The organism is Enterobacter chinensis, from assembly GCF_034008295.1.
Classification (GTDB): domain Bacteria; phylum Pseudomonadota; class Gammaproteobacteria; order Enterobacterales; family Enterobacteriaceae; genus Enterobacter; species Enterobacter chinensis.
Window position 1 is genome coordinate 198,861 of record NZ_JARDVI010000004.1, and the last position, 24,300, is coordinate 223,160.

Genomic DNA, 24,300 nt, shown 5'->3' on the forward strand with positions numbered 1-24,300 from the left:
TAACGGTAAACGTTACAGAACCAGTGCTGCGATAGAAGCAGACAGAACGCTCACCAGGGTAGAGCCGTAAACCAGTTTCAGACCAAAGCGAGAAACCACGTTACCCTGTTCTTCGTTCAGACCTTTAATCGCACCGGCGATAATACCGATGGACGAGAAGTTCGCGAAGGAGACCAGGAACACGGACAGAATGCCTTCCGCGCGCGGAGAAAGCGTGCTGGCGATTTTCTGCAGATCCATCATCGCAACGAATTCGTTAGAAACCAGTTTGGTCGCCATGATACTGCCCACCTGCAGCGCTTCGTGAGCCGGAACACCCATCACCCATGCAACAGGGTAGAAGATGTAGCCCAGAATACCCTGGAAGGAGATACCCAGCACCGCTGCGAACAGGGCGTTCAGCGCAGAAATCAGCGCAATGAAGCCGATCAGCATGGCGGCAACGATAACTGCCACTTTGAAACCGGCCAGAATGTATTCACCCAGCATTTCGAAGAAGCTCTGACCTTCATGCAGGTTGGACATCTGGATGTTTTCTTCGCTGGCGTCAACGCGGTACGGGTTGATCAGCGACAGAACGATAAAGGTGCTGAACATGTTCAGAACCAGCGCAGCAACAACATACTTCGGCTCCAGCATGGTCATATACGCGCCCACGATTGACATGGAAACGGTAGACATTGCGGTTGCCGCCATGGTGTACATGCGGTTGCGGGACATTTTGCCGAGAATATCTTTATACGCGATGAAGTTCTCAGACTGACCGAGGATCAGGGAACTTACGGCGTTGAACGATTCCAGCTTACCCATGCCGTTCACTTTGGATAACAGGAAACCAATTCCACGAATCACGAACGGCAGAACACGGATGTGCTGCAGAATACCGATAAGTGCGGAGATAAAGACGATTGGGCAAAGAACTTTCAGGAAGAAGAACGCCAGACCTTCGTCGTTCATTTTACCGAAGACAAAGTTCGTCCCTTCATTGGCGAATCCGAGCAGTTTTTCGAACATTTCGGAGAAGCCTTTCACGAAGCCGAGGCCGACGTTGGAGTTCAGGAAGAACCACGCAAGTAAAACTTCAATGACCAGCAACTGGACAACATAACGAATACGAATTTTTTTGCGGTCTGTGCTGACCAGCAATGCGAGTGCAGTAACGACAACAAGTGCCAGGACAAAATGAAGGACGCGGTCCATATTTGCTCCAAATATGAGGCAGGTTTAATTTTCGTGCACATTCTATGTAACAAGCGAAAAGAAAACGAGATCAAGAACACACTATAGTTACATCCTGTGACGAGTCTCAAAAATAGTGATCCACAATACATTTTTGTTATGTTAGGTAAATGAGTGAAAAGTTAAGTTTGTGTGCTAGTCTTCACAAAAGAGCGCGCGATTTCTGTTTTCGTTAGATCGCCCCCCGCTTACCCGCCCGTCTATCGTTCAAAGCTATCAGAGAAATCACTGTAAACTTCATAAATGATCTTGATAATCATTCTCATTTTGGTAGCATTAAACATAGCAAAGGCTATATTTCAGAGGCAGAAATGACAAACAGTCGCGTAGAGGGTAGCAGTGGCAGAGCAGCGCGCAAGTTGCGGTTCGCATTAATGGGACCTGCGTTCATCGCTGCCATTGGCTATATCGATCCAGGTAACTTTGCGACCAACATTCAGGCCGGGGCCAGCTTCGGCTATAAGCTGCTGTGGGTGGTTGTCTGGGCTAACCTGATGGCAATGCTGATTCAGATGCTCTCTGCGAAGCTGGGGATTGCCACCGGTAAAAACCTGGCGGAGCAAATTCGTGACCATTACCCGCGTCCGGCCGTCTGGCTCTACTGGATTCAGGCGGAAATTATCGCGATGGCAACTGACCTCGCTGAATTTATCGGCGCAGCGATCGGCTTTAAACTGATTCTGGGGGTATCGCTGTTGCAGGGGGCGGTGCTGACCGGGATTGCCACGTTCCTGATCCTGATGCTGCAGCGTCGCGGTCAAAAACCGCTGGAGAAGGTTATCGGCGGTCTGCTGTTGTTTGTCGCGGCGGCGTACATTGTCGAGCTGATTTTCTCACAACCGAATCTGGCGCAGCTCGGTAAAGGCATGGTGATCCCAAGCCTGCCAACCTCCGAAGCGGTATTCCTGGCCGCCGGGGTATTGGGGGCGACCATCATGCCGCATGTGATTTATCTCCACTCCTCGCTGACCCAACATCTCCACGGTGGGACGCGTAAAGAGCGTTACTCCGCAACCAAGTGGGATGTGGCTATCGCCATGACCATCGCGGGGTTTGTGAATCTGGCGATGATGGCCACCGCAGCCGCCGCTTTCCACTTTAACGGCCATACCGGCATTACCGATCTCGACCAGGCTTATCTCACGCTGGAGCCATTGCTGAGCCATGCTGCCGCCACGATATTTGGTTTGAGCCTGGTGGCTGCCGGTCTCTCTTCAACGGTGGTGGGCACGCTGGCAGGCCAGGTGGTGATGCAGGGATTTGTCCGGTTCCACATTCCGCTGTGGGTGCGTCGTTCTGTTACCATGCTCCCGTCATTTATCGTGATTCTGATGGGGCTCGACCCAACGCGAATTCTGGTCATGAGCCAGGTGCTGCTGAGTTTTGGTATCGCGCTGGCGCTGGTGCCGCTGCTGATCTTTACCAGCAACAAAACCCTGATGGGCGAACTGGTCAACACGACGCTGGTGAAACGGACCGGGTGGGCCATCGTGGTGGTGGTGGTGGCGCTGAACCTGTGGCTGCTGATTGGCACCGCGTTGGGACTCTAAAAGAAAAAGGAGCCGGGAGGCTCCTTTTTGCTGTTAGTCGTCATGACCGTGATGGCCATGTCCGTGACCTCTACCGCGACCCCAGCCGCCGCGGCGGTCGTCACGATCGTTCCAGCCTTCACGGTAGCCGCGCTCATAAGCTTTATCTTTATACCAGCCACGGTGTCTGCCGTTGTCATGTTTCCACCAGCGATCGCCGCGCCACTCATAGTTACGATGCCAGTAGTCACGGTCGCGCCAGTAGCCACCGTCCCAGTATCTGCCGTAGTCGTCACGATCGCCAATTTGTAATTTTACTGATGGCAACAGGGTGATTTCGCCCGCAGTGGCGATGAGCGGGGCCGAAGCCAGTAATACCGCTGCAAGAATCAGTGACCTGAACATACTCTTTCTCCTTCACGATCGGGGCCTTTGTTGGGCCTGTTAACGCAATATTACGAGTTGGTAAAGCCTCGTTTCATCGCCTCAACTCCGAATTCCTGAATGAGAGCACTTTTTGCTAAAAGTGATTTTATTTTGAGCTGTTCAGAATGGCTTCAATACGGGCCAGTTCTTCGGCGGAGAAATGGCGGTTTTCCAGCATACCCACCGCGTCATCAATCTGAGCCGCTTTACTTGCCCCAATCAGCACTGACGTCACATTCTCATGGCGTAATACCCAGGCCAGCGCCATCTGCGACAGCTTCTGGCCGCGGTCTTCCGCCATGGCGTTCAGCTTTCTTACCTTCTCCAGCTTCTCTTCGGTGATCTGGTCAGGGTTAAGGAATTGACTGTCGCTTGCCGCGCGTGAATCTGCCGGAATGCCGTTCAGATAGCGGTTGGTCAGTTGCCCGCCGGCCAGCGGTGAGAAGGGAATGCAGCCGACCCCTTTTTCCTGCAACACGTCCAGTAGCGCCTCTTCCGGCGCACGTTCAAACAGGGAGTATTTCGGCTGGTGGATCAGGCATGGCGTACCGAGGTCATCAAGGATATCAATCGCCTTGCGGGCCAGCTCAGCAGGATAGTTGGATAACCCGACATACAGGGCTTTTCCCTGACGCACCACATGGTCAAGCGCTTTCATGGTTTCGAGCAGAGGCGTTTGTGGGTCAGGACGGTGGTGATAGAAGATATCAACATACTCCAGCCCCATGCGTTTCAGGCTTTGATCCAGGCTTGCCAGCAGGTATTTGCGTGACCCCCAGTCGCCGTAGGGGCCATCCCACATGGTATACCCCGCTTTGGTGGAGATGATTAGCTCATCGCGCCAGGGCAGGAAATCGTCCTGCAAAATACGTCCGAAATTACGTTCGGCAGATCCGGGAGGCGGGCCATAGTTATTGGCAAGGTCGAAATGCGTAATGCCCAGATCGAACGCACGCTGTAAAAGTTGACGGCTATTTTCGATAAGCGTGGTGTCGCCAAAATTATGCCACAGCCCTAGCGAGATGGCGGGCAACCTGAGTCCGCTTTGCCCGCAGCGGCGATACTCCATTGTCTGATAACGATTTTTGTCCGGCTGATAACCCATTCTTATGACCTCTGGCGCTGAAGAGAAAAATCTGTGTATACGTTTACATTCGCGTGATTAAAAGCAGCATAGCGCAGCCTTTTTTGTAAAGCATTCTTTCCATGCCCTTCTTACCGCCAATTCTGGACAGCCATCACGCTTCTTTAATACTCAAAGTGAGGTCAACATTAGAAGGATACCTGTTCATGCGTACCCCATACTGCGTCGCCGATTACCTGCTGGACCGTCTTACAGATTGTGGAGCCGATCATCTGTTTGGCGTGCCGGGCGACTATAACCTGCAGTTTCTCGACCACGTGATAGACAGCCCGGATATCTGTTGGGTGGGCTGTGCCAACGAATTAAACGCCTCTTATGCCGCTGACGGATATGCCCGATGTAAGGGCTTCGCCGCGCTGCTGACGACATTTGGCGTAGGAGAGTTAAGCGCCATGAACGGCATAGCGGGCAGCTATGCTGAGCACGTTCCGGTGTTACATATTGTGGGGGCGCCGGGAACGGCGTCACAGCAGCGAGGGGAGCTGCTGCACCATACGCTGGGCGACGGTGAATTTCGTCACTTTTACCATATGAGCGAACCGATCACTGCCGCACAGGCGATCCTGACCGAACAAAATGCCTGCTATGAGATTGACCGGGTGTTAACTACCATGCTTCGGGAACGCCGGCCTGGCTACCTGATGTTGCCTGCCGATGTGGCAAAAAAAGCCGCCACACCGCCTGTAAACGCTCTCACTTTCAGACATGCGCATGCCGATAGTGCCTGCCTGAAGGCGTTCCGGGATGCCGCAGAGAACAAGCTGGCCATGAGCAAGCGCACGGCGCTGCTGGCCGATTTCCTCGTCCTGCGCCATGGTCTGAAACATGCACTACAGAAATGGGTCAAGGAAGTGCCGATGGCGCACGCTACCATGCTGATGGGCAAAGGTATATTTGACGAGCGTCACGCCGGTTTTTATGGTACGTACAGCGGTTCGGCGAGCGCCGGCGCGGTAAAAGAGGCGATTGAAGGGGCTGACACGGTGCTGTGCATCGGCACGCGATTTACCGATACCCTGACCGCCGGCTTCACCCACCAGTTAACCCCGTCGCAAACGATAGAAGTTCAGCCTCATGCCGTCCGCGTCGGTGATATCTGGTTTACCGGTATCCCTATGCTGCAGGCGATCGAGACGCTGGTGGAACTGTGCAAGCAGCACGTGCACGGCACGCCTGTTCCACTGTCCCAAAGCGCGATGTCCTACCCGCAGCCGGATGGCTCGCTGACCCAGGAGAATTTCTGGAGAACGTTGCAGACGTTTATTCGCCCGGGAGACATTATCCTTGCGGATCAGGGAACCTCAGCCTTCGGTGCGATCGATCTTCGCCTTCCGGCAGACGTGAATTTTATCGTCCAGCCGCTGTGGGGGTCGATTGGCTACACGCTGGCGGCGGCATTTGGCGCGCAAACCGCCTGCCCGAACCGTCGCGTGATTGTGCTGACGGGGGACGGTGCGGCGCAGCTCACCATTCAGGAGCTCGGCTCGATGCTGCGGGATAAACAACACCCCATCATTCTGGTCCTTAACAACGAAGGGTACACGGTGGAAAGGGCGATCCACGGGCCTGAGCAGCGGTATAACGACATTGCGTTATGGAACTGGACGCAAATCCCACAGGCGCTGAGCCTTGATCCTCAGGCCCAGTGCTGGCGGGTCAGTGAAGCGGAGCAGCTGGCGGACGTCCTTGAAAAAGTGGCGCACCACGAGCGGCTCTCGCTGATTGAGGTGATGCTGCCGAAAGCCGACATCCCGCCGCTGTTGGGGGCGATTACCAAAGCGCTGGAAGCGCGCAATAGCGCCTGATTACCTGTCGTTTCGCCAGGCCATCATCATCGGTTTGCCCGCCAGCAGGAGCCAGGCGGGCAACATCACGATGCAAAGTAACGGAATGAGGGTGGTATCCGGAACCACCACAGCGGCCATAAACAGGCTCAGCCACGCGTCGCGCGTGACTACCAGCACCAGCCCCAGAATCGAGCAGGAAACGGTAATTGCTGCCGGAACGGCATCGACGTGCTCATGCAGCATCAGCCCCAGCGCTACGCCGACAAAGACCGCCGGGAAGATGCGTCCGCCGCGAAAACCGCAGGCTGCAGCCACTACCAGCGCGGCCAGTTTGATTACGGCAAACAGCAGATAATCGGACACGCTAAACACCTGGCTGAAAGCCAGCTGCTGCATTTCGTCCAGACCTTTAAACAGCGTCACCGTCCCGCCGATTGCTCCTAAAACACCAAGGATCAAACCGCCGGTCCCCAGAATCAATACCGGGTGTTTGAGTTTATGCATCAGCCGGTGCAGACGTGGAAGACACCATACCGCCACCATCCCCAGCGCGATGGCAATCGCGACGACGATGGCGCCGCTGAAAATATCGGCTATTTGCATCTGCCCGTAGTGGGGCAGGGAGAGGGAAAAATGGGGGTGGAAAAACAGGCTGGTCGTCAACGCCCCGGCGGCTGCGGCCATCAGCGGAGCAAAGAGTTTATCCCACAGCGGGACATCGTTATTGCTGCTGAGCGTCTGAGAAAAGATCAGTGCCGCAGCAACGGGCGTGCCGAAAAGCGCCCCGATGGTGCCTGCGGAGGCGAGAATGGTCCAGTCCAGCGCGCCAACGCGGGGTAAAATGCGTGAACCGAGGAAAACCGCCAGACCAATATTTACGGCCATGATGGGATGCTCAGGCCCCAGGCTAACGCCGCCGGCCAGGCCCACAATCAACGCAACGATCAGCCCCGGCAGCGCAGAAGGCGGAACCGGGGCACCAATCAGCGGTTCCTGCGCCGGGTCTGGTCCAGCATGCCCGGGACTGAAACGGATCACCAGGCCCACTGCAATACCGGTCAACGTCAGCATCATGATGATCCAGGCAGAGGAATCAGCGCTGACGCCCAGTTTTGCCGGAAGCGCTGTCCATAACATCGTTTGCAGCACTGACGCGACTTTCATCACGACAATGAGCACCAGGCTTGAGGCCACGCCAATGATTAACGCCGGGATTGCCAGCAACAGCATGGTTCTGGCTCGCGGGTGGAGCATGATGATTTCCTTGTACAAAACGGTATTACGTTACTTTGCACAATCAGCTTTATGGCAATAGTGCAAAAGGTGCTGAAACGGTAAAGTTATTCTGTGACGAAGATCGATAATCCATGGGCATTCACCTTCCGGTCGTTGTTGTTATCACGCCTTGAATTTACAGTGTCCCAAAAGATTTATTCTGACTTTAGCGGAGCAGTAGAAGAATGACAAAGTATGCTTTGGTAGGTGATGTGGGTGGCACGAACGCGCGCCTCGCATTATGCGATGTAAGTAGCGGTGAAATTTCCCGGGCGAAAACCTACTCAGGGCTGGATTATCCAAGCCTTGAGGCTGTTGTCCTCGTCTACCTGGAAGAGCAGCAGGTGAGCGTTGAAGACGGCTGCATCGCGATTGCCTGCCCGATAACCGGCGACTGGGTCGCAATGACCAACCATACCTGGGCATTCTCCATCGCCGAGATGAAAAAAAACCTCGGTTTTGCGCATCTTGAAATCATCAATGACTTCACCGCGGTGTCCATGGCGATCCCGATGCTGAAGCCAGAGCATCTGATCCAGTTTGGCGGCGCTGAACCGGTTGAAGGCAAGCCGATTGCGGTGTACGGGGCCGGTACCGGTCTGGGCGTTTCGCATCTGGTGCATGTGGCTCAGCGCTGGGTGAGCCTGCCGGGTGAAGGCGGCCACGTGGACTTTGCGCCAAACAGCGAAGAGGAGGGCATTATCCTCGAAGAATTACGCGCTGAAATCGGCCACGTCTCTGCCGAGCGTGTGCTCTCCGGTCCGGGGCTGGTGAACCTGTACCGTGCGATTGTGAAATCGGACGGTCGTCTGCCGGAAAACCTGCAGCCGAAAGACGTCACCGAACGCGCGCTGGCGGACAGCTGCATTGACTGCCGCCGCGCGCTGTCGCTGTTCTGCGTAATCATGGGTCGTTTCGGTGGCAACCTGGCGCTGACGCTGGGCACCTTCGGTGGGGTCTATATTGCCGGCGGGATCGTACCGCGCTTCCTCGACTTCTTTAAAGCCTCAGGCTTCCGCGGCGGGTTTGAAGATAAAGGCCGTTTCAGAAGCTATGTGCAGGACATTCCGGTTTATCTGATAGTGCATGATAACCCTGGCCTGCTTGGCTCGGGTGCTCACCTGCGTCAGGTTCTCGGTCAAATCCTCTGACACAGAGCCCTCTCCGGCAGGAGAGGGCGCTTTACAGGTGCATCAGCTGACGGAACTCTTTCACCTTGCTGCGGCTCACCGGCACCTGAAAATCCAGATCTTTCAGACGCAAAATATAGGTGTTGTTAAACCACGGTTCGATCTCGCGGATCTTGTTTAAATTCACGCAGAACGACCGGTGACAGCGGAAAAAGTGTGCCGTTGGCAGCTTGCTGCAAAATTCGGTGATGTTCATCGCCATCACGTACGATTCCCGCCGCGTATAAACAAACGTCATCTTTTCATGGGCTTCGGCATAGTAGATGTCATTGACCGGCGTCACGATGATGCGCTCATCTTTGACCAGATTAATGGTGTCGTTTTCCCGTACCGTTGGGCTGGCGTTCGCGGGCGCAGTCTGCTGCTGCCAGGCGGCTTCCAGCTTTTGCAGCATGCTGACAATCCGCGACTCCTGATAAGGCTTCAGAATATAGTCAAACGCCTCCAGCTCGAAAGCCTCCACGGCGTGCTCTTTCCAGGCTGTGACGAAAACGATAAACGGCTTATGGGCAAACTGATTGATGTTTTGCGCCAGTAATACGCCATCCAGCGACGGAATATTGATATCCAGGAAAATGGCGTCGACCCGGTTATGCTGCAGAAACTTCAGCACGTCCAGACCATCGTCAAAGGTACCCACAATCTCCATCTGGCTGTGGGTTTTGATAAGCCAGGTTAGCTCCTGTTGAGCCAGGAATTCATCTTCTACGATGATGACTTTCATGGGTTACTCCACATGGGGTAACAGTGATGTCGTCGTATGAACGAGAGAGCGTTCATTCGGGACGTAAAAAGCAATTTCGGTACCCGGTTCAAGACGATGAATATGCAGTCCGTCGCCATAAAGCAGTTTGACCCGGTGGTGCACGTTCAGCAGGCCGATTTTATTCCCGGGCATCTCGTTAGACTCCACGCGCTCAATGACTTTTGGATCAATCCCGTGGCCGGTATCGCGCACGGCAATTCGCACGCGGTTGCCGCTTTCGGTGATGCTGATGGTGACGACACCTTTGCCTTTACAGGGCTGTATCCCGTGAACGATCGCGTTTTCGACCAGCGGCTGGATAAGCAGGCTCGGGATCACGCAGTTGACCTCTTCATCAATATCGTAAATGACCGTGAGTTTGTCACCAAAGCGCGCCTGCTCAATCGCGATGTAGTCTTTGATCTGATACAGCTCTTTTTTAATGTCGATCTGCTCGTCATCTTTCAGCTCGATGTTGTAGCGCAGATAGCGCGACAGGTTGAAAATCAGCTGGCGCGCGGTGTCCGGATTAAGACGAATGGAAGAGGAGATAGCGTTCAGGGCGTTAAACAGGAAATGGGGATTGATTTTGCTCTGCAACGCGCGCAGCTCTGCCTTATTTGCCATCTCACGCAGTTGTTCTGCACGGGAAACCTCAAGCTGGGTAGAGATAATCTGCGACAGGCCAATCGCCATCTCCTGCAGTGAGGAGGTTATCTGATGCGCGTGACAGTAATAAATTTTCAGCGTACCCGTTACGATGCCTTTCTCCCACAGCGGGATCACCAGCATCGAGTGGATTTCCGGCGTTCGGTGGGCTTCGTCATTGTTTTTAATAATGATTTTACCGTAGTTAATCGCCTGTCTGGTGGTCGGGCTTATGGTGTCATCGTTGTCGCGATAGTTGTGCTCCCCCACGCCGACGTAGGCCAGCACGTGGTCGATATTGGTAATGGCGACGGCATCAGCATGGATGTCGTGGCGGATAATCTCGCAGACCTGACGCAACGATTCTGCGTTAACGTGGCGAAAAAGCGGCAGCGTTTTGTTGGCGATATCCAGCGCCAGCTTGGCCTGACGCGCGGCGCTGGCCTCTTTTTCCCCTTCAACGCTCTGCACCAGCAGCACGATAAAACCGATGCAAACGCTGCCGAGGATCATCGGAATACCGATTTTCGAGACGATATCCAGCCCCAGCGCGGTGGTGGGGGCCCAGACGACGACCAGGATCATGGTCAGCGTTTCGCATACCATGCCTGCGACGATCCCGACGCGCCAGCGCTGTTTTTTCGGGATTTTGCGGCTGATCCAGCCGGACAGCACCCCGGCGATAATGCTGGTGATAAAGCACGGTACCGCCGTTACGCCACCGATATCAATCAGGTAGCGGTGTGTCCCGGCAATCAGACCGGTGATTACGCCCACCCACGGGCCAAATAAAATCCCGCCGGACATGACGGCGATAATGCGCACGTTAACCAGCGAACCCTCTACCGGCACGCCGGACCAGGTGCTGAACAGGGCGAACAGCGAAAAGATGGCGGTGACGGCCAGCAGCTCTTTTGGCGAGTGGGCTGATTTGTGCAACAGCTCGCGAAACAGGCGAATGCGGATAAGGAAGAACAGGCAAATCAGCATTAATGCCGCACGGTCAAAAACCGCCAGCAGCATAGTAAATATTTCGTGCACGAGTGGACCTGGGAAAACGGGAAAGAACCATGATAAAAAACCTGGCGCGTATTGACCAGCTATCCGTCAGGTTTATCAAATGGGGAAAAACCATAATTTACAAAGGGGATTATCTGTCAGAGATTGACCCGTACCGGTTTTTAATCGTCTGCTCGGCATCTGGTAACTGTTTTGATATCATGATGTTAAATAACAGCTATCAGAACGATGATTCCGGAACAGAGGCTTCCGCTTTTACGCCCAGCCGGCTTCCGGTTTTCGTGCGAACGCTTTTTTTTTCATTTCCCTCTCGACAGCATGTTTTTTTTCAGGTTATTTTCTAAACACGCCACATCAGTGGCAGCGTCGCTCGGACGGTCCGGGCGCTAACGTTAATCTGAGGAATCTATGGCTGAATTCAGTCCTGAACGCCGTTTTACGCGTATCGATCGTCTCCCCCCTTACGTTTTCAACATCACCGCTGAACTGAAGATGGCTGCGCGTCGGCGCGGCGAAGATATTATCGATTTCAGTATGGGTAACCCTGACGGCCCCACGCCACCGCACATTGTTGAGAAACTCTGCACGGTTGCCCAGCGCCCGGATACCCATGGCTATTCAACGTCTCGCGGTATTCCCAGATTACGTCGCGCGATCTCGCGCTGGTATCAGGATCGCTATCAGGTTGATATCGATCCTGAAAGTGAAGCCATTGTCACCATTGGCTCGAAAGAGGGGCTGGCACACCTGATGCTGGCCACGCTGGATCATGGCGACACGGTGCTGGTCCCTAACCCAAGCTACCCAATCCATATCTACGGCGCGGTGATTGCCGGGGCGCAGGTCCGTTCTGTGCCGCTGGTGGAAGGTGTCGATTTCTTTAACGAACTGGAACGTGCGATTCGCGAAAGTTATCCAAAACCCAAGATGATGATCCTCGGTTTTCCGTCGAACCCAACGGCCCAGTGCGTGGAGCTCGATTTCTTCGAGAAAGTTGTCGCGCTGGCTAAGCGTTATGACGTGCTGGTGGTTCACGATTTAGCCTATGCTGACATCGTCTATGACGGCTGGAAGGCTCCGTCGATTATGCAGGTCCCGGGCGCGCGTGACGTGGCGGTAGAGTTCTTTACCCTGTCGAAAAGCTACAACATGGCGGGCTGGCGTATTGGCTTTATGGTGGGTAACAAAACGCTGGTGAATGCACTGGCGCGTATTAAGAGTTACCACGACTACGGCACCTTCACGCCGCTACAGGTCGCTGCTATCGCTGCTCTGGAGGGCGATCAGCAATGTGTTCACGAGATTGCGGCTCAGTATAAGCGCCGCCGCGACGTGTTGGTAAAAGGGTTACATGAAGCGGGCTGGATGGTAGAAATGCCGAAAGCGTCCATGTACGTCTGGGCTAAAATTCCGGAGCCGTACGCGGCGATGGGGTCCCTGGAGTTTGCCAAAAAACTGCTTCAGGACGCGAAGGTGTGTGTATCACCGGGCATTGGCTTTGGTGATTATGGTGACACCCATGTGCGATTTGCCCTGATTGAAAACAGCGACCGTATTCGTCAGGCGGTGAGGGGCATCAAGAGTATGTTCCGGGCCGACGGGCTGCTCTCCTCAAAGAGCGTCGCTGAGAACCCCGCGTCGTCATGACATAAAAAAACAGGAGCCAATGGCTCCTGTTTTTTTGACTGCATATTCTTCACTAGATCATCAGGGCAAAGGTTCCGGCCCAGACTAAAACAATCACCGAAATGCCCATAAAGAAATATTTCACGTTTCATCGCTCCGCGTATCTTGTGGTACGCATTTAAAAACAGAGTCCACCTGATTATAGAGAACTGAAATCCGGTCAAAACGGAAATGAGAATTTTCCCGTTACGCCGCCGACTCCCGCTCAGAATTCTGTGCTTTCCTGTTGCCAGACGGCGCTAATGTACGCCTAAAAATGGGGGGTGACAAGAGGGATTTTTTTAAATAATTTCCGTCACTTACGAGTGTCGTGGAACGGCGACAGTTTGATTTCGCAACGCAATAAATTCACTTTGAGCGACGCAATAAAAGACGGTTTGGGTACGGGATGGCAGGTGATTGAAAAGGTTAGTTTCTTAGCGAAACTAACCTTCATAAGGGCTTAAATATAGAGCGAGGCTTCGCCAAGTGGGCGCGTTTTGAAACGACGATGCATCCAGAGATACTGCTCTGGCGCACGCATGATTTCAGTTTCGATGACTTTGTTGATAAACGCTGCGGCTTCGCACTCGTTTTCCGGATAGTTAGCCATTTCAGGGGAGATGTGCAGACGATAGCCTGATTTATCCGCTTTTCTCACCATCGTCACGGTCAGCATGGAGGCACCCGACAGACGCGAAATGACAAAGGTGCCGTTGGTCGTAGCAACGTCTTTGACCGCGAAGAACGGTGCAAAGCTACTGCCCTTACGTCCATAATCCTGATCGGGTGCAAACCAGACGGCCTCACCTTTCTTCAGGGCACCGACCATACCGCGCAGGTTATTACGGCTGATCATCGCCTTGTTGGAACGCATGCGGCCACGGGTCTGAACCCATTCCATCAGCGCACTGTTGTGAGGACGGTAGGTGGCCATCATTGGCTGACACAGACCCATCACGCGACCACCCAGTTCCAGCGACATAAAGTGAACCCCGACGACCATCACGCCGCGTTTTTGCATCTGCGCGCGTTTAAGGTTATCCAGTCCTTCCACATCAAACCACTTGCGGACGCGCTCATCTGGCCAGAACCAGGCCATGCCGGTTTCAAGCAGCGCCATGCCGATAGACTTGAAGTTTTCAGCGATGAGTTTTTCACGCTGTTCGGCATTGTACTGCGGAAAGCAAAGCTCAATATTTTTACGCGCGATGGACTCGCGACGTTTCAGGAAATAGCGGGATGTACTACCGAGCCTTGAGCCCAGTATGCGAATCACCGGATAAGGAAGCTGTACTAGCAACCAGAGCAAGCCAAGACCAAACCATGTAAACCAGTAACGCGGGTGCAAAAATTCGCGCTTGAAATTGGATTGAGACAAAATAGAGAAACCTATGTAGAGCCGGTGAAAGTAACGCATAGAGCGATACCACGTGCCTATTAGACCGTAGTACAAGGTCATGGTTGCAGGCTTTACCGATCTTTACGACGTTACCTGGCCATAGCTGACATTGGGTGGGCGGTATAATGTAACACCGTTATACGATATGTGCTATTACTCGTTTTTGATTAAAAAAGCGGCAGTTTGGGAGGTGTTTGATTTTACAGTTTTTATAGATTTCAACGATGTTTCGCGTCATCTGTGGAGCATTACAATAGGTACTGATAAAGTCTCTTTTATGGGCTAAAACGTGGCTGACAGGAAAACCCCGGGTGACTGAGCGAATCGATTATCAGATTGAAAAGTACAGTTTTACGGAAGTGAATGAATCTTCCCGCCTCACAAAGCAGTGGAGTGATGTGTTGAGCGAGTGCCGGGAGAGTAAAGCCGGGGCCGAGGAGCGCTTACGTATTGCCCTGCTCAATGTCGATTACGTGACCAGCTTTGAGCTGCCTTTCCGCCTGCTGCTCGTGCGCACGCCCCAGTTAATAGCCGGGCTTCGCAATGAGCTGCAGCTCAGCCAGAAGAACGTCATTTTTAACGGTAAACGCTTCGGTTGCGTCTGGAGTGTGAAAACCGATCTGAGCGATGTTCCTGAACATTTTCAATACCGTCTATCCACCCGTATACGACGACTGGGGTCAGTCAATCAAACCGCGGAACCTTTTTTGCAGATTGCGAAAGAGATTAAGCCTCCCGCTGAACGCCTGAAGCGTGCGCTGCTGAGCGGCCTGGAAGTGACCGCACTGGACGCGCTTTTCTGGTTTGGCATCCAACGGATTGCCGCTGAGGTGTCGCGCCTGAGAAAGGCGGGCATGAGGATTACAACGGCTGAAACAGAGGTATTTGAGAATCTGACCGGAACGACCCGACGCGTGCCGGTTTATCGTTGTGCTGAAAAGACCGACTGAATATGGTGTCCCCTGCAGGAATCGAACCTGCAACTAGCCCTTAGGAGGGGCTCGTTATATCCATTTAACTAAGGGGACGAGGCGGCACGAGTATAGCCTTATTTACACTTTGCGTTAAGCGCATTGCCGCCTGACTGCTCAAAGAGTCACCGTTCAGGTCGATTTTTTTGTCGATTTATCATCATTTTCCCGCGCCTTAAGTTCAGCTTTGCGTTTGTTAGACATGTCGTTACGAATTTGGGCATGGCTTAACAGCGCGAAGATAAACGTTCCGCCGCAGATGTTTCCCGCAAGCGTCGGCAGGGCGAACGGCCAGAAAAAATCGCTCCAGTGAAGCGTACCGTTAAAGACCAGATAGAGGATTTCCACGGTACCGACCACAATATGCGTGGTGTCGGCGAGCGCAATTAGCCAGGTCATCAATATGATCACCACTATTTTGGCGCTGCCGGCTGAAGGAAACATCCAGACCATCGTGGCAATAATCCAGCCGGAGATGATGGCATTTGAGAACATCTCGATTGGCGTATTTTTCATCACGTCCATGCCAATTTTCACAAACGCGTCTCGGGTGGGTTCATCAAAGATCGGCATATACTCAAATGCCCAGGCCGCAATGCCCGTGCCGATGATATTACCCAGCAGGACCACGCTCCACAGACGCATCAATAAACCAAAATTGCCGAGGGTAGGGTTTTGCATCACTGGCAAAACGGCCGTCACCGTGTTTTCGGTAAACAGCTGCTGGCGGGCCATGATGACAATCACAAAGCCGAAGGTGTAGCCGAGATTTTCGAGTAAAAACCCACCGGGCACACCTTCCAGCTGAACATGAAATATCCCTTTTGCGAGCAGAGATGCGCCCATTGACAGACCAGCAGCGATAGCAGACCAGAAGAGGGCCATGGCATCGCGCTCCATCTCTTTTTCGCCATCCTGACGTATATGCTCGTGGATCGCCATTGCGCGGGAAGGGAGGCGATCTTCATCAATTTCTATCTTCTCGCCGCGCGCTTTCTCCTCGCTTTCAATTTCAAGCTCCTCACTGCTCTCGCCAATTTTTTCTTCGCCCACTTCTTTCATATCTGCTCCCGGAGGTTGATCTTTCTGTTAAGCGTAGCGGCTTTTATCGGGATGCCTGTGGGGATGGTCTTAAATTGGCGGGAATGACAACAAAGGTGATACATCTCTTTCAAAGACATTATAAAATTGCCAGCGAAACGAATTCCAAAAGCCAGGCTATGCTGAGATCAGAGTCACGGTGGTTACTGCCCGTAATTGTGCTCATAGACATCGGTAAACGTGCTGTTACAATCGCTTGCACGTTTACAGACGGAGCGTCAACGGCTCCGTTACGGATGGCAATCAACGATAGCCATACTGAACAGGGAGATATTTATGAAACTTCGGCTGTCGGCGCTTGCGCTGGGCGCGACGATGCTTGTGGGCTGCGCCAGCTCCGGGGAGCAAACGGGACGCTCCGATCCTCTCGAAGGATTTAACCGTTCAATGTATAGCTTCAACTACAACGTGCTGGACCCGTATGTGGTTCGTCCGGTGGCTGTAGCATGGCGTGATTACGTTCCCCAACCTGCGCGTAACGGATTAAGTAACTTTACCAGCAACCTCGAAGAGCCTGCGGTAATGGTGAACTACTTCCTGCAGGGTGACCCGTATCAGGGGATGGTGCACTTTACCCGCTTCTTCCTCAACTCCATATTGGGTATGGGGGGCTTTATTGATGTTGCCGGCATGGCTAACCAGAAACTGCAGCGTGAACAGCCGCACCGTTTCGGCAGCACGCTGGGACATTATGGCGTCGGATATGGCCCTTACGTGCAGTTACCGTTCTACGGTAGCTTTACGATCCGTGATGAGGGCGGCGATATGGTGGATACGCTGTATCCGGTCCTGTCGTGGCTGACCTGGCCGCTGTCGATTGGTAAATGGACGGTAGAAGGGATTGAAACGCGCGCGCAACTGCTCGACTCTGATGGCCTGCTGCGTCAGTCTTCAGATCCGTACATTATGGTGCGTGAAGCGTACTTCCAGAATCATGACTTTATTGCCAACGGCGGTAAGCTGAAGCCGGAAGAGAATCCAAACGCGAAGGCTATCGAAAACGAACTAAAAGATATCGATTCGCAGTAAATAAAAAGGTGAGCAATGCTCACCTTTTTTGCTTCAAGCGCGATTAGAACGCGTAGTTGAAGTTCATGCCATACAGCCAGGCTTTACCTTCGGAAGAGAACTCATACGGACCTTCCTTGAAGTTAACTTTTTGACCATGCATATAAGAGATACCGGCATCAACCGAGGCATCTTTGTTGAAGGCATAGGTCGCACCTGCGCTCAGCCAGAAGCGGTCCTGATCCGGAATTGAGATGGAACGCTTGTCTGCTGGGACCGGGCTGTCATCGAAGGCAATACCGGTACGGAACGTCCAGTTGTCATCCATATAGTAGGTCGTACCCAGCGCGATGCGGTAAGCGTCGCGGAAGCTTTCATCTTTATAGAAGAGCGTGTCGCCCTTGCTGTTGGTTGCTTTCAGCTCCTGGAACTGACTCCAGCTGGTATAGGTCAGGCTATAGTGAACTGCCCACTGCGGCGCCACTTTGTTATAACCTGACAGTTCCCACATTTCTGGCAGGTGCAGGCTCAGAGAACCGCCGGTGGTACGGCCGTTGGTACCCATAGGTAGACCGAAGTTGCCGAGGATTTGGTTATAAGCGGAAGGCAGGCTGCTCTTATAGTCGCCATCAAAGTCGATTTTCACTTCGGAACGGTAAGTAAAACCGTAACGGTTGTTTTTATCGAGTTCATACAAGATACCGGCGTTCCAGCCAAAGCCCCACTCGTCACCCTTCAGATACGCAATCTGGGTGTCTGCCGGAATTCCCGCCACTCGCTGCGCCAGTGCCGGTGGCAGTGCGCCTGAGCCAGCCACGATTTTGCCCAGGTCGCCCGCGTAGCGTTCGATCTTCGCTTTGGCATACACAGCGTCAAAGCCAACGCCAAAGCTCCAGTGATTGTCCAGACGGTAAGCACCGCTCAGGTTCAGGTTCAGGGTTTCCAGGTCGGTTTTACCGCCAAACGCCCCAGCGGCGTAGTTGTCGCTAAACTCAGTCGCTAAACCGTAGTTAGAGGTGACGGAGGCCCCCCAGCCAAACTGATCGTTGATTGGCGCGACGAAGTGCATGTTTGGCACCCATGCCGTTGGCGCGATGTTATCCGCTTTCAGGCTGGCGCCTGTCGGAGAACGACCTGAAATATCAACGCCGGGATCGACAAAAATAGCACCAGCAGAGAAGGTCGGACGATCAAACATCATGATCAGCGCAGGGTTACGACTCGCGTTACCCGCATCATCTGCAATCGCACCTTCCCCGGAATACGCACGGCCAAGGCCAGAGGAAGAAAATTCGTTTAACTGAAAGCCCGCTGACCAGGCGGAAGTTGACACGATTGCCACTGCGACTGCCAGCGCAGTTTTGTTGAACAGGGTTTTCTGGCTCATGACCATAACCTCATTGAGTTATTTTTATTCAATAATTGTTACATACCGTAACAGGAGCGCGAAGTGTAGGGTCTGAGGTATGACATACAAATCAGACCAGTGGCGTGAGTATAGGTCTGACCAGCTAGAATGTTGCAAGTTTGTTTGTTAATATTTTCAAACATGTTTCGTGAAACGAGATCTGGTTGGCAAAATTGTGACCATCGCGACTCACCCAAAAGGGTGGTTTTTGTTTTAGATCATTTTTTAGTGTGATATTGGTCACTTATCCGCTTTTACGCCATTAACGGCTGGAGAGAGCCAGCGCCGGGGCGTAAAATATCAGCATCGTGTTTATCTCGCGCGCTGCGCGAATACAGAGGAAATTGAGCTATGAGTAAATGCAGTGCTGATGAAACCCCGGTTTGCTGCTGTATGGATGTTGGGACCATCATGGACAACACCGATTGCACCGCCTCTTACAGCCGTGTATTCACCAACCGTGCCGAAGCGGAAGAGACCCTGACCGCGCTGAGCAAGCGTGCGCGCGATGTTGAATCCGAACCGTGCGAAATCAAATCTACCTTCACCGAGGTGGACGGTGGCGTGCAGCTGGACATCGATTTTGTCTTCGCCTGCGAAGCCGAAACGCTGATTTTCCAGTTAGGCCTGCGTTAATCTCTGCGGCCTGATGCCCTCACCCCCAGCCCTCTCCCACGGGAGAGGGGGCAAACACTAAAAACGGTAACCTATGGGTTACCGTTTTGCTTTTACCTCGGGGCATTTTCTTTTTCTTCTCTGTGTCTTAGCTCGCACTTTTTCGTTTCCCCGATTGGCTGAATGTAAAAAAATGGTTAAGACTATTATCAGGTCAGACCACTTTATGTTTGAGATAATTTTTACAGGGGAGTGTTATGAGTCAGGCATTACCGCTTATTACCCGTCAGGGCGATCGCATTGCCATCGTCAGCGGATTGCGCACGCCATTTGCGCGTCAGGCAACGGCGTTTCATGGCATACCGGCTGTCGACCTGGGGAAAATGGTAGTGGGAGAGATGCTGGCTCGCAGCGAAATTCCGCCTGAAGTTATCGAGCAGCTGGTTTTCGGCCAGGTCGTGCAGATGCCGGAAGCCCCCAATATTGCGCGGGAAATTGTACTCGGTACCGGGATGAACGTTCATACCGATGCCTACAGCGTTAGCCGCGCCTGTGCGACAAGTTTCCAGGCCGTTGCTAACGTTGCCGAAAGCCTGATGGCGGGCACGATCCGCGCCGGGATTGCAGGTGGGGCGGACTCCTCTTCGGTACTGCCGATTGGGGTCAGTAAAAAGCTGGCGCGCATCCTGGTGGATGCCAACAAAGCCCGCACGACGGGTCAGAAACTCAAACTCTTCTCGCGCTTACGCCTGCGCGACCTCATGCCTGTGCCACCTGCCGTAGCGGAATACTCTACCGGCCTGCGCATGGGAGATACCGCTGAGCAGATGGCAAAAACGTACGGCATTACCCGTGAACAGCAAGATGCCCTGGCGCATCGTTCACATCAGCTTGCGGCAAAAGCCTGGTCGGAAGGCAAGCTGTCCGATGAAGTCATGACTGCCTATATTCCGCCCTACCGCGAACCGCTCGCGGAAGATAACAATATTCGCGGCACCTCGACGCTGGCGGATTACGCAAAACTGCGCCCTGCGTTTGACCGTAAACATGGCACGGTGACGGCGGCTAACAGTACGCCACTGACGGATGGGGCTGCCGCTGTGATCCTGATGACCGAATCCCGCGCAAAAGAGCTGGGCATCACTTCGCTGGGCTATTTACGCAGCTATGCTTTTACCGCCATTGATGTCTGGCAGGACATGCTGTTAGGTCCGGCCTGGTCCACGCCGCTGGCGCTGGATCGCGCGGGGCTGACGCTGGCTGATTTAACCCTGATTGATATGCACGAAGCGTTCGCCGCGCAAACCCTGGCTAACGTACAGCTGCTGGCAAGCGAGCGTTTTGCGCGCGATGTGCTGGGCCGCGCGCATGCCACAGGCGAAGTGGATCAGAGTAAATTTAACGTGCTGGGGGGCTCCATCGCCTATGGTCATCCATTTGCGGCGACAGGGGCGAGGATGATTACGCAAACATTACACGAGCTACGCCGCCGTGGCGGTGGTTTTGGTCTCGTCACCGCCTGTGCGGCGGGTGGACTGGGTGCAGCAATGGTTCTGGAGGCTGAATAATGGAAATGACATCTGCCTTTAATCTGACGGTTCGCCTCGATAACGTCGCCGTGATAACCATTGATGTTCCTGGTGAAAAGATGAATACCCTGAAAGCCGAGTTTGGTGTTCAGGTGCGCGCAATGCTAAAGCAGATCCGCGAAAACAAGGCTATCCGCGGTCTGGTGTTTATCTCTGCCAAGCCGGACAACTTTATTGCCGGGGCCGATATCAACATGATTGCCCGGGCGCAAAGCGCTCTGGAAGCTGAAGAACTGGCACGTCAGGGCCAGCAGGTAATGGCGGAGATTAGCGGCCTGCCGATCCCGGTCGTCGCAGCGATCCACGGCGCTTGCCTGGGCGGGGGACTGGAGCTGGCACTGGCCTGTCATAGCCGCATCTGCACTGACGATGCAAAAACCGTTTTAGGACTGCCTGAAGTGCAGCTCGGCTTGCTGCCTGGCTCCGGCGGAACGCAACGTCTGCCGCGCCTGGTAGGCGTCAGCACGGCGCTGGAGATGATCTTAACCGGTAAACAGCTGCGTGCCCGCCAGGCGCAGAAGGTAGGTCTGGTCGATGACGTCGTACCGCATTCCATTTTGCTGGAGGCCGCCGTTGAGCTTGCGCTGAAAGGACGTCAGGCAAAGCGTCCTTTGCCGGTACGCGAGCGCGTGCTGGCCGGTCCGCTGGGGAGAACGCTCCTGTTCAACATGGTGGGCAAAAAGACCGAACAAAAAACCAAAGGCAACTACCCGGCGGCAAAGCGGATCCTGGAGGTTATTGAAACCGGGTTGTCCCAGGGAAGCAGCAGCGGCTATGCCGCGGAGGCTAAAGCCTTTGGCGAACTGGCGATGACGCCCCAGTCGCAGGCGCTGCGCAGCATCTTCTTCGCCAGCACTGACGTGAAAAAAGATCCCGGTAGCGAGGCGCAGCCTGCGCCGCTGCGTGCTATTGGCGTGCTGGGTGGGGGACTCATGGGCGGAGGCATTTCATTTGTTACTGCAAGCAAAGGTAAATTGCCTATACGGATCAAAGACATCGCTGCGAAAGGGATCAACCATGCGCTGCAGTACAGTTGGCAGAACCTTGATCAAAAGGTTAAACGCCGCCATATCAGAGCAAGCGAGCGCGATAAGACCCTGGCGATGATCTCCGGCACGACGGATTATAGCGGTTTTGCGCATCGCGATCTGGTGATTGAAGCCGTGTTTGAAGACCTGGCGCTGAAGCAGCAGATGGTCGCTGACGTTGAGCAACATTGCGCGCCGCATACCATTTTTGCCTCAAACACGTCGTCATTACCGATTGGCGATATTGCGGCTAACGCCGTGCGTCCGGAGCAGGTGATAGGCCTGCACTTTTTCAGTCCGGTTGAAAAAATGCCGCTGGTGGAGGTGATCCCACATGCCACGACCAGCCCGCAAACCATCGCCACCGTAGTGAAGCTGGCTAAAATGCAGGGCAAGACGCCGATCGTGGTGGCGGACAAAGCCGGCTTTTACGTCAACCGCATTCTGGCACCCTATATTAATGAAGCCATGCGGCTGCTGACGGAAGGCGAGAAGATAGAGCACGTCGACGAGGCGCTGGTAAAGTTTGGTTTCCCCGTTGGCCCAATCCAACTTTTGGATGAGGTGGGAATAGATACCGGCACTAAAATTATACCAGTGCTGGAAGCTGCATATGGCGATCGTTTTAGCCCACCTGCAAACATTGTTTCTGCAATTTTGAAGGACGATCGCAAAGGAAGAAAAAATGAACGCGGTTTCTATCTTTACGGCGCGAAAGGGCGTAAAAGCAGGAAACAGGTCGACCCTTCGGTTTATGGACTTATTTCGACCACCGGTCAGGGAAAACTGTCCGCCGTCCAGTGTGCTGAACGCTGTGTGATGATGATGCTCAATGAAGCGGCGCGCTGCTTTGGTGAGCAGGTGATCAAGAGCGCGCGCGATGGTGACATCGGCGCGGTATTTGGCATTGGTTTCCCGCCATTCCTTGGCGGTCCGTTCCGTTACATGGATACGCTCGGCGCGGGTGAAGTGGTTGCTATCCTGCAACGTCTGGCTTCGCAATATGGTCCCCGGTTTACACCGTGTGACGAATTATTGCAGATGGCGGAACGGGGCCAGACATTTTGGCCTGCAAGGGAAACTGTCCTCGTAAGCTGAGGTCAAAGAAGGGTAAATCCTGAAGTGAATGAACCTGTTCTGGCGATTTTGTAAACAGAGATTGACTATACTTACGCCATTGAGGTAAAAAACAGCGTTTCATTCACCGAATGGATCAGGCACAATGCCCGACCATCGGGTTTTCTACCTCTCAGTATTTATAGCGGGTAGTTAACGCCGGTGATTCTGGTTAACAAAAGCGGTGCAATATGCAAGTTTTTATCATGCGTCACGGCGACGCGGCACTCGATGCCGCCAGTGACTCAGTACGTCCTTTGACCGTCTGTGGCTGCGACGAATCTCGTCAGATGGCGACCTGGCTTAACGGTCAAAAAGTGGACATCGAACGCGTTCTGGTGAGTCCGTTCCTGCGTGCAGAACAGACGCTGGATGTGGTGGGGGAGTGTATGAACCTGCCGGCCAGTGTGGATGTTCTCCCTGAACTCACCCCATGTGGCGATGTAGGCCTTGTCAGCGCTTATCTCCAGGCGCTGTGCAATGAAGGTGTCGCTTCCGCGCTGGTCATTTCCCACCTGCCACTGGTTGGCTATCTGGTATCTGAGCTGTGCCCGGGCGAAACCCCGCCGATGTTCACGACATCTGCCATTGCCAATGTTTCCCTGGACGAAACGGGCAAAGGTGTCTTCAACTGGCAAATGAGTCCGTGCAACCTGAAGATGGCAAAAGCCATCTGACGTGACGTACGATAGCGCGGAGGGAACAATATCAGCCTCCCGCCGTCGTATCAGGGTAATTCCGGCGGCTGCCACTCTTCCACTTCAATCAACACCAGTAATGCGGCATCTCCGCCGTACTCTTTGGGTGCCTGATGAAAAGCCATCACGTGTGGATGCTGAGCCAGCCACAGCGGTGTCTGTTGCTTGAGGATATGTTTACCGTGGCCGTGCATCACGCAGGCGCAAAAAACATGTTCGCGACGACAGGCTGCGATCAGTGCCCCCAGTTCCTGTTTGGCCTGCATCTGCGTTAACCCGTGCAGATCGAGAAACAGCTCTGGCGAATAATCCCCACGGCGTAACTTTTTCAGCTCAAAATGGCTTACGTCTTCACGGACATACTTCACAGCCCCTTGCGTGTTGAGCAGAGGCTGAAATTCATCTGAAAAATAGTGGCTGTTATCCGCCTGCTCCTGCAGCAGTCTCTTGACCGGTACTTCGCTGATTTTTTTACGCTGCGGGCGATGGACAATGGTGTCCTGCGCGATTTTACGCGTCCCGGTCATCAGCTGCCGGAAGAGCGCCTGATCCTCCTCGCTGAGCGATGTTTTCTTTTTCATTTGTCATTCTCATCTCGTATTTCCGATAGTGTACCCGACTAAACGCATTTTTTAACCTCAAGCGCGACGCGTCATTGCTGATTTATCGCCGTCTTCATGGCAAACTAGCCGCCGA

22 protein-coding genes and 1 tRNA gene are annotated in these 24,300 nt (G+C 53.7%); 11 read left to right on the forward strand and 12 right to left on the reverse strand.

Annotation, left to right across the window (positions count from 1 at the left end; all coding sequences use genetic code 11):
- Positions 1-12: 12 nt before the first annotated feature.
- Positions 13-1,200, reverse strand: a complete 1,188-nt coding sequence (locus PYW49_RS13665) for a NupC/NupG family nucleoside CNT transporter (protein ID WP_014884725.1) — start codon at positions 1,198-1,200, stop codon at positions 13-15.
- A gap of 350 nt (positions 1,201-1,550) precedes the next feature.
- Here PYW49_RS13665 and PYW49_RS13670 point away from each other — a divergent pair, with 350 nt between their 5' ends.
- Positions 1,551-2,789 carry an Nramp family divalent metal transporter gene (locus PYW49_RS13670; protein ID WP_320386714.1) on the forward strand — a complete coding sequence of 413 codons (1,239 nt, stop codon included), beginning with the start codon at positions 1,551-1,553 and terminating at the stop codon, positions 2,787-2,789.
- A 33-nt stretch (positions 2,790-2,822) separates the two neighbouring features.
- Here the strand turns inward: PYW49_RS13670 and PYW49_RS13675 are convergent, their stop codons facing one another.
- Positions 2,823-3,173, reverse strand: a complete 351-nt coding sequence (locus PYW49_RS13675) for a DUF2502 domain-containing protein (protein WP_134347726.1) — start codon at positions 3,171-3,173, stop codon at positions 2,823-2,825.
- Positions 3,174-3,300: 127 nt separating this feature from the next.
- The gene (mgrA, locus tag PYW49_RS13680; protein WP_320386715.1) at positions 3,301-4,299 is read right to left on the reverse strand and encodes an L-glyceraldehyde 3-phosphate reductase; all 999 of its coding nucleotides are present in this window, start codon (positions 4,297-4,299) and stop codon (positions 3,301-3,303) included.
- A gap of 185 nt (positions 4,300-4,484) precedes the next feature.
- Between mgrA and ipdC the strand changes: the two genes are divergently transcribed.
- Positions 4,485-6,143, forward strand: coding sequence for an indolepyruvate decarboxylase (gene ipdC, locus PYW49_RS13685; RefSeq protein ID WP_320386716.1), 1,659 nt, complete (start codon positions 4,485-4,487; stop codon positions 6,141-6,143).
- On the opposite strand, the gene PYW49_RS13690 is transcribed toward ipdC, so the two are convergent.
- Positions 6,144-7,379, reverse strand: coding sequence for an ion channel protein (locus PYW49_RS13690; RefSeq protein WP_320386717.1), 1,236 nt, complete (start codon positions 7,377-7,379; stop codon positions 6,144-6,146).
- A 206-nt stretch (positions 7,380-7,585) separates the two neighbouring features.
- Here PYW49_RS13690 and glk point away from each other — a divergent pair, with 206 nt between their 5' ends.
- Positions 7,586-8,551: a glucokinase gene (glk, locus tag PYW49_RS13695; protein ID WP_134347730.1), complete on the forward strand. Its 966-nt coding sequence runs from the start codon at positions 7,586-7,588 to the stop codon at positions 8,549-8,551.
- 31 nt (positions 8,552-8,582) lie between these two features.
- Here the strand turns inward: glk and PYW49_RS13700 are convergent, their stop codons facing one another.
- Both PYW49_RS13700 and PYW49_RS13705 read right to left on the reverse strand, forming a co-directional pair.
- Entirely contained in the window at positions 8,583-9,314 is a 732-nt protein-coding gene (locus PYW49_RS13700) for a LytR/AlgR family response regulator transcription factor (RefSeq protein WP_134347731.1), read from the reverse strand.
- Between the two features lie 3 nt (positions 9,315-9,317).
- Positions 9,318-11,024 (reverse strand): sensor histidine kinase, encoded by a 1,707-nt coding sequence (locus PYW49_RS13705; protein ID WP_320386718.1) that lies wholly within the window; start codon positions 11,022-11,024, stop codon positions 9,318-9,320.
- A gap of 29 nt (positions 11,025-11,053) precedes the next feature.
- Here PYW49_RS13705 and PYW49_RS13710 point away from each other — a divergent pair, with 29 nt between their 5' ends.
- Together PYW49_RS13710 and alaC are read left to right on the forward strand one after the other, a co-directional pair.
- Positions 11,054-11,347, forward strand: a complete 294-nt coding sequence (locus tag PYW49_RS13710; protein WP_320386719.1) for a hypothetical protein — start codon at positions 11,054-11,056, stop codon at positions 11,345-11,347.
- Between the two features lie 64 nt (positions 11,348-11,411).
- On the forward strand, positions 11,412-12,650 hold the full coding sequence (gene alaC / locus PYW49_RS13715; protein WP_134347734.1) for an alanine transaminase: 1,239 nt from the start codon (positions 11,412-11,414) through the stop codon (positions 12,648-12,650).
- A gap of 52 nt (positions 12,651-12,702) precedes the next feature.
- Here alaC and ypdK read toward each other — a convergent pair whose 3' ends face one another.
- Together ypdK and lpxP are read right to left on the reverse strand one after the other, a co-directional pair.
- Complete coding sequence (ypdK, locus tag PYW49_RS13720) at positions 12,703-12,774, reverse strand: membrane protein YpdK (protein ID WP_099458937.1); 72 nt, start codon at positions 12,772-12,774, stop codon at positions 12,703-12,705.
- Positions 12,775-13,131: 357 nt separating this feature from the next.
- A complete protein-coding gene (lpxP, locus tag PYW49_RS13725; RefSeq protein WP_134347735.1) occupies positions 13,132-14,088 on the reverse strand; it encodes a kdo(2)-lipid IV(A) palmitoleoyltransferase in 957 nt (318 codons plus the stop codon).
- A 293-nt stretch (positions 14,089-14,381) separates the two neighbouring features.
- Here lpxP and PYW49_RS13730 point away from each other — a divergent pair, with 293 nt between their 5' ends.
- Entirely contained in the window at positions 14,382-15,020 is a 639-nt protein-coding gene (locus PYW49_RS13730; RefSeq protein WP_134347736.1) for an ECs1377 family protein, read from the forward strand.
- Between the two features lie 3 nt (positions 15,021-15,023).
- On the opposite strand, the gene PYW49_RS13735 is transcribed toward PYW49_RS13730, so the two are convergent.
- Both PYW49_RS13735 and PYW49_RS13740 read right to left on the reverse strand, forming a co-directional pair.
- A tRNA-Arg gene (locus PYW49_RS13735) sits at positions 15,024-15,098 on the reverse strand.
- Between the two features lie 75 nt (positions 15,099-15,173).
- The gene (locus PYW49_RS13740) at positions 15,174-16,103 is read right to left on the reverse strand and encodes a formate/nitrite transporter family protein (protein WP_134347737.1); all 930 of its coding nucleotides are present in this window, start codon (positions 16,101-16,103) and stop codon (positions 15,174-15,176) included.
- A 315-nt stretch (positions 16,104-16,418) separates the two neighbouring features.
- On the opposite strand from PYW49_RS13740, the gene mlaA reads away from it, so the two are divergent.
- Positions 16,419-17,171, forward strand: coding sequence for a phospholipid-binding lipoprotein MlaA (gene mlaA / locus PYW49_RS13745; RefSeq protein ID WP_134347738.1), 753 nt, complete (start codon positions 16,419-16,421; stop codon positions 17,169-17,171).
- 43 nt (positions 17,172-17,214) lie between these two features.
- Here the strand turns inward: mlaA and fadL are convergent, their stop codons facing one another.
- A complete protein-coding gene (fadL, locus tag PYW49_RS13750) occupies positions 17,215-18,537 on the reverse strand; it encodes a long-chain fatty acid transporter FadL (RefSeq protein WP_166790901.1) in 1,323 nt (440 codons plus the stop codon).
- A 372-nt stretch (positions 18,538-18,909) separates the two neighbouring features.
- On the opposite strand from fadL, the gene PYW49_RS13755 reads away from it, so the two are divergent.
- The 4 genes from PYW49_RS13755 (at position 18,910) to sixA (ending at position 23,583) form a co-directional block, all read left to right on the forward strand.
- Entirely contained in the window at positions 18,910-19,194 is a 285-nt protein-coding gene (locus tag PYW49_RS13755) for a YfcZ/YiiS family protein (protein ID WP_134347740.1), read from the forward strand.
- Between the two features lie 236 nt (positions 19,195-19,430).
- Positions 19,431-20,741 carry an acetyl-CoA C-acyltransferase FadI gene (gene fadI / locus PYW49_RS13760; protein WP_320386721.1) on the forward strand — a complete coding sequence of 437 codons (1,311 nt, stop codon included), beginning with the start codon at positions 19,431-19,433 and terminating at the stop codon, positions 20,739-20,741.
- Positions 20,741-22,888, forward strand: coding sequence for a fatty acid oxidation complex subunit alpha FadJ (gene fadJ / locus PYW49_RS13765; protein ID WP_320386722.1), 2,148 nt, complete (start codon positions 20,741-20,743; stop codon positions 22,886-22,888). Before fadI ends, fadJ begins: the two co-directional genes overlap by 1 nt.
- Positions 22,889-23,097: 209 nt before the next feature.
- Positions 23,098-23,583, forward strand: a complete 486-nt coding sequence (sixA, locus tag PYW49_RS13770; protein ID WP_134347743.1) for a phosphohistidine phosphatase SixA — start codon at positions 23,098-23,100, stop codon at positions 23,581-23,583.
- Between the two features lie 50 nt (positions 23,584-23,633).
- Here the strand turns inward: sixA and smrB are convergent, their stop codons facing one another.
- Positions 23,634-24,185: an endonuclease SmrB gene (smrB, locus tag PYW49_RS13775; protein ID WP_008502613.1), complete on the reverse strand. Its 552-nt coding sequence runs from the start codon at positions 24,183-24,185 to the stop codon at positions 23,634-23,636.
- Positions 24,186-24,300 lie beyond the last annotated feature (115 nt).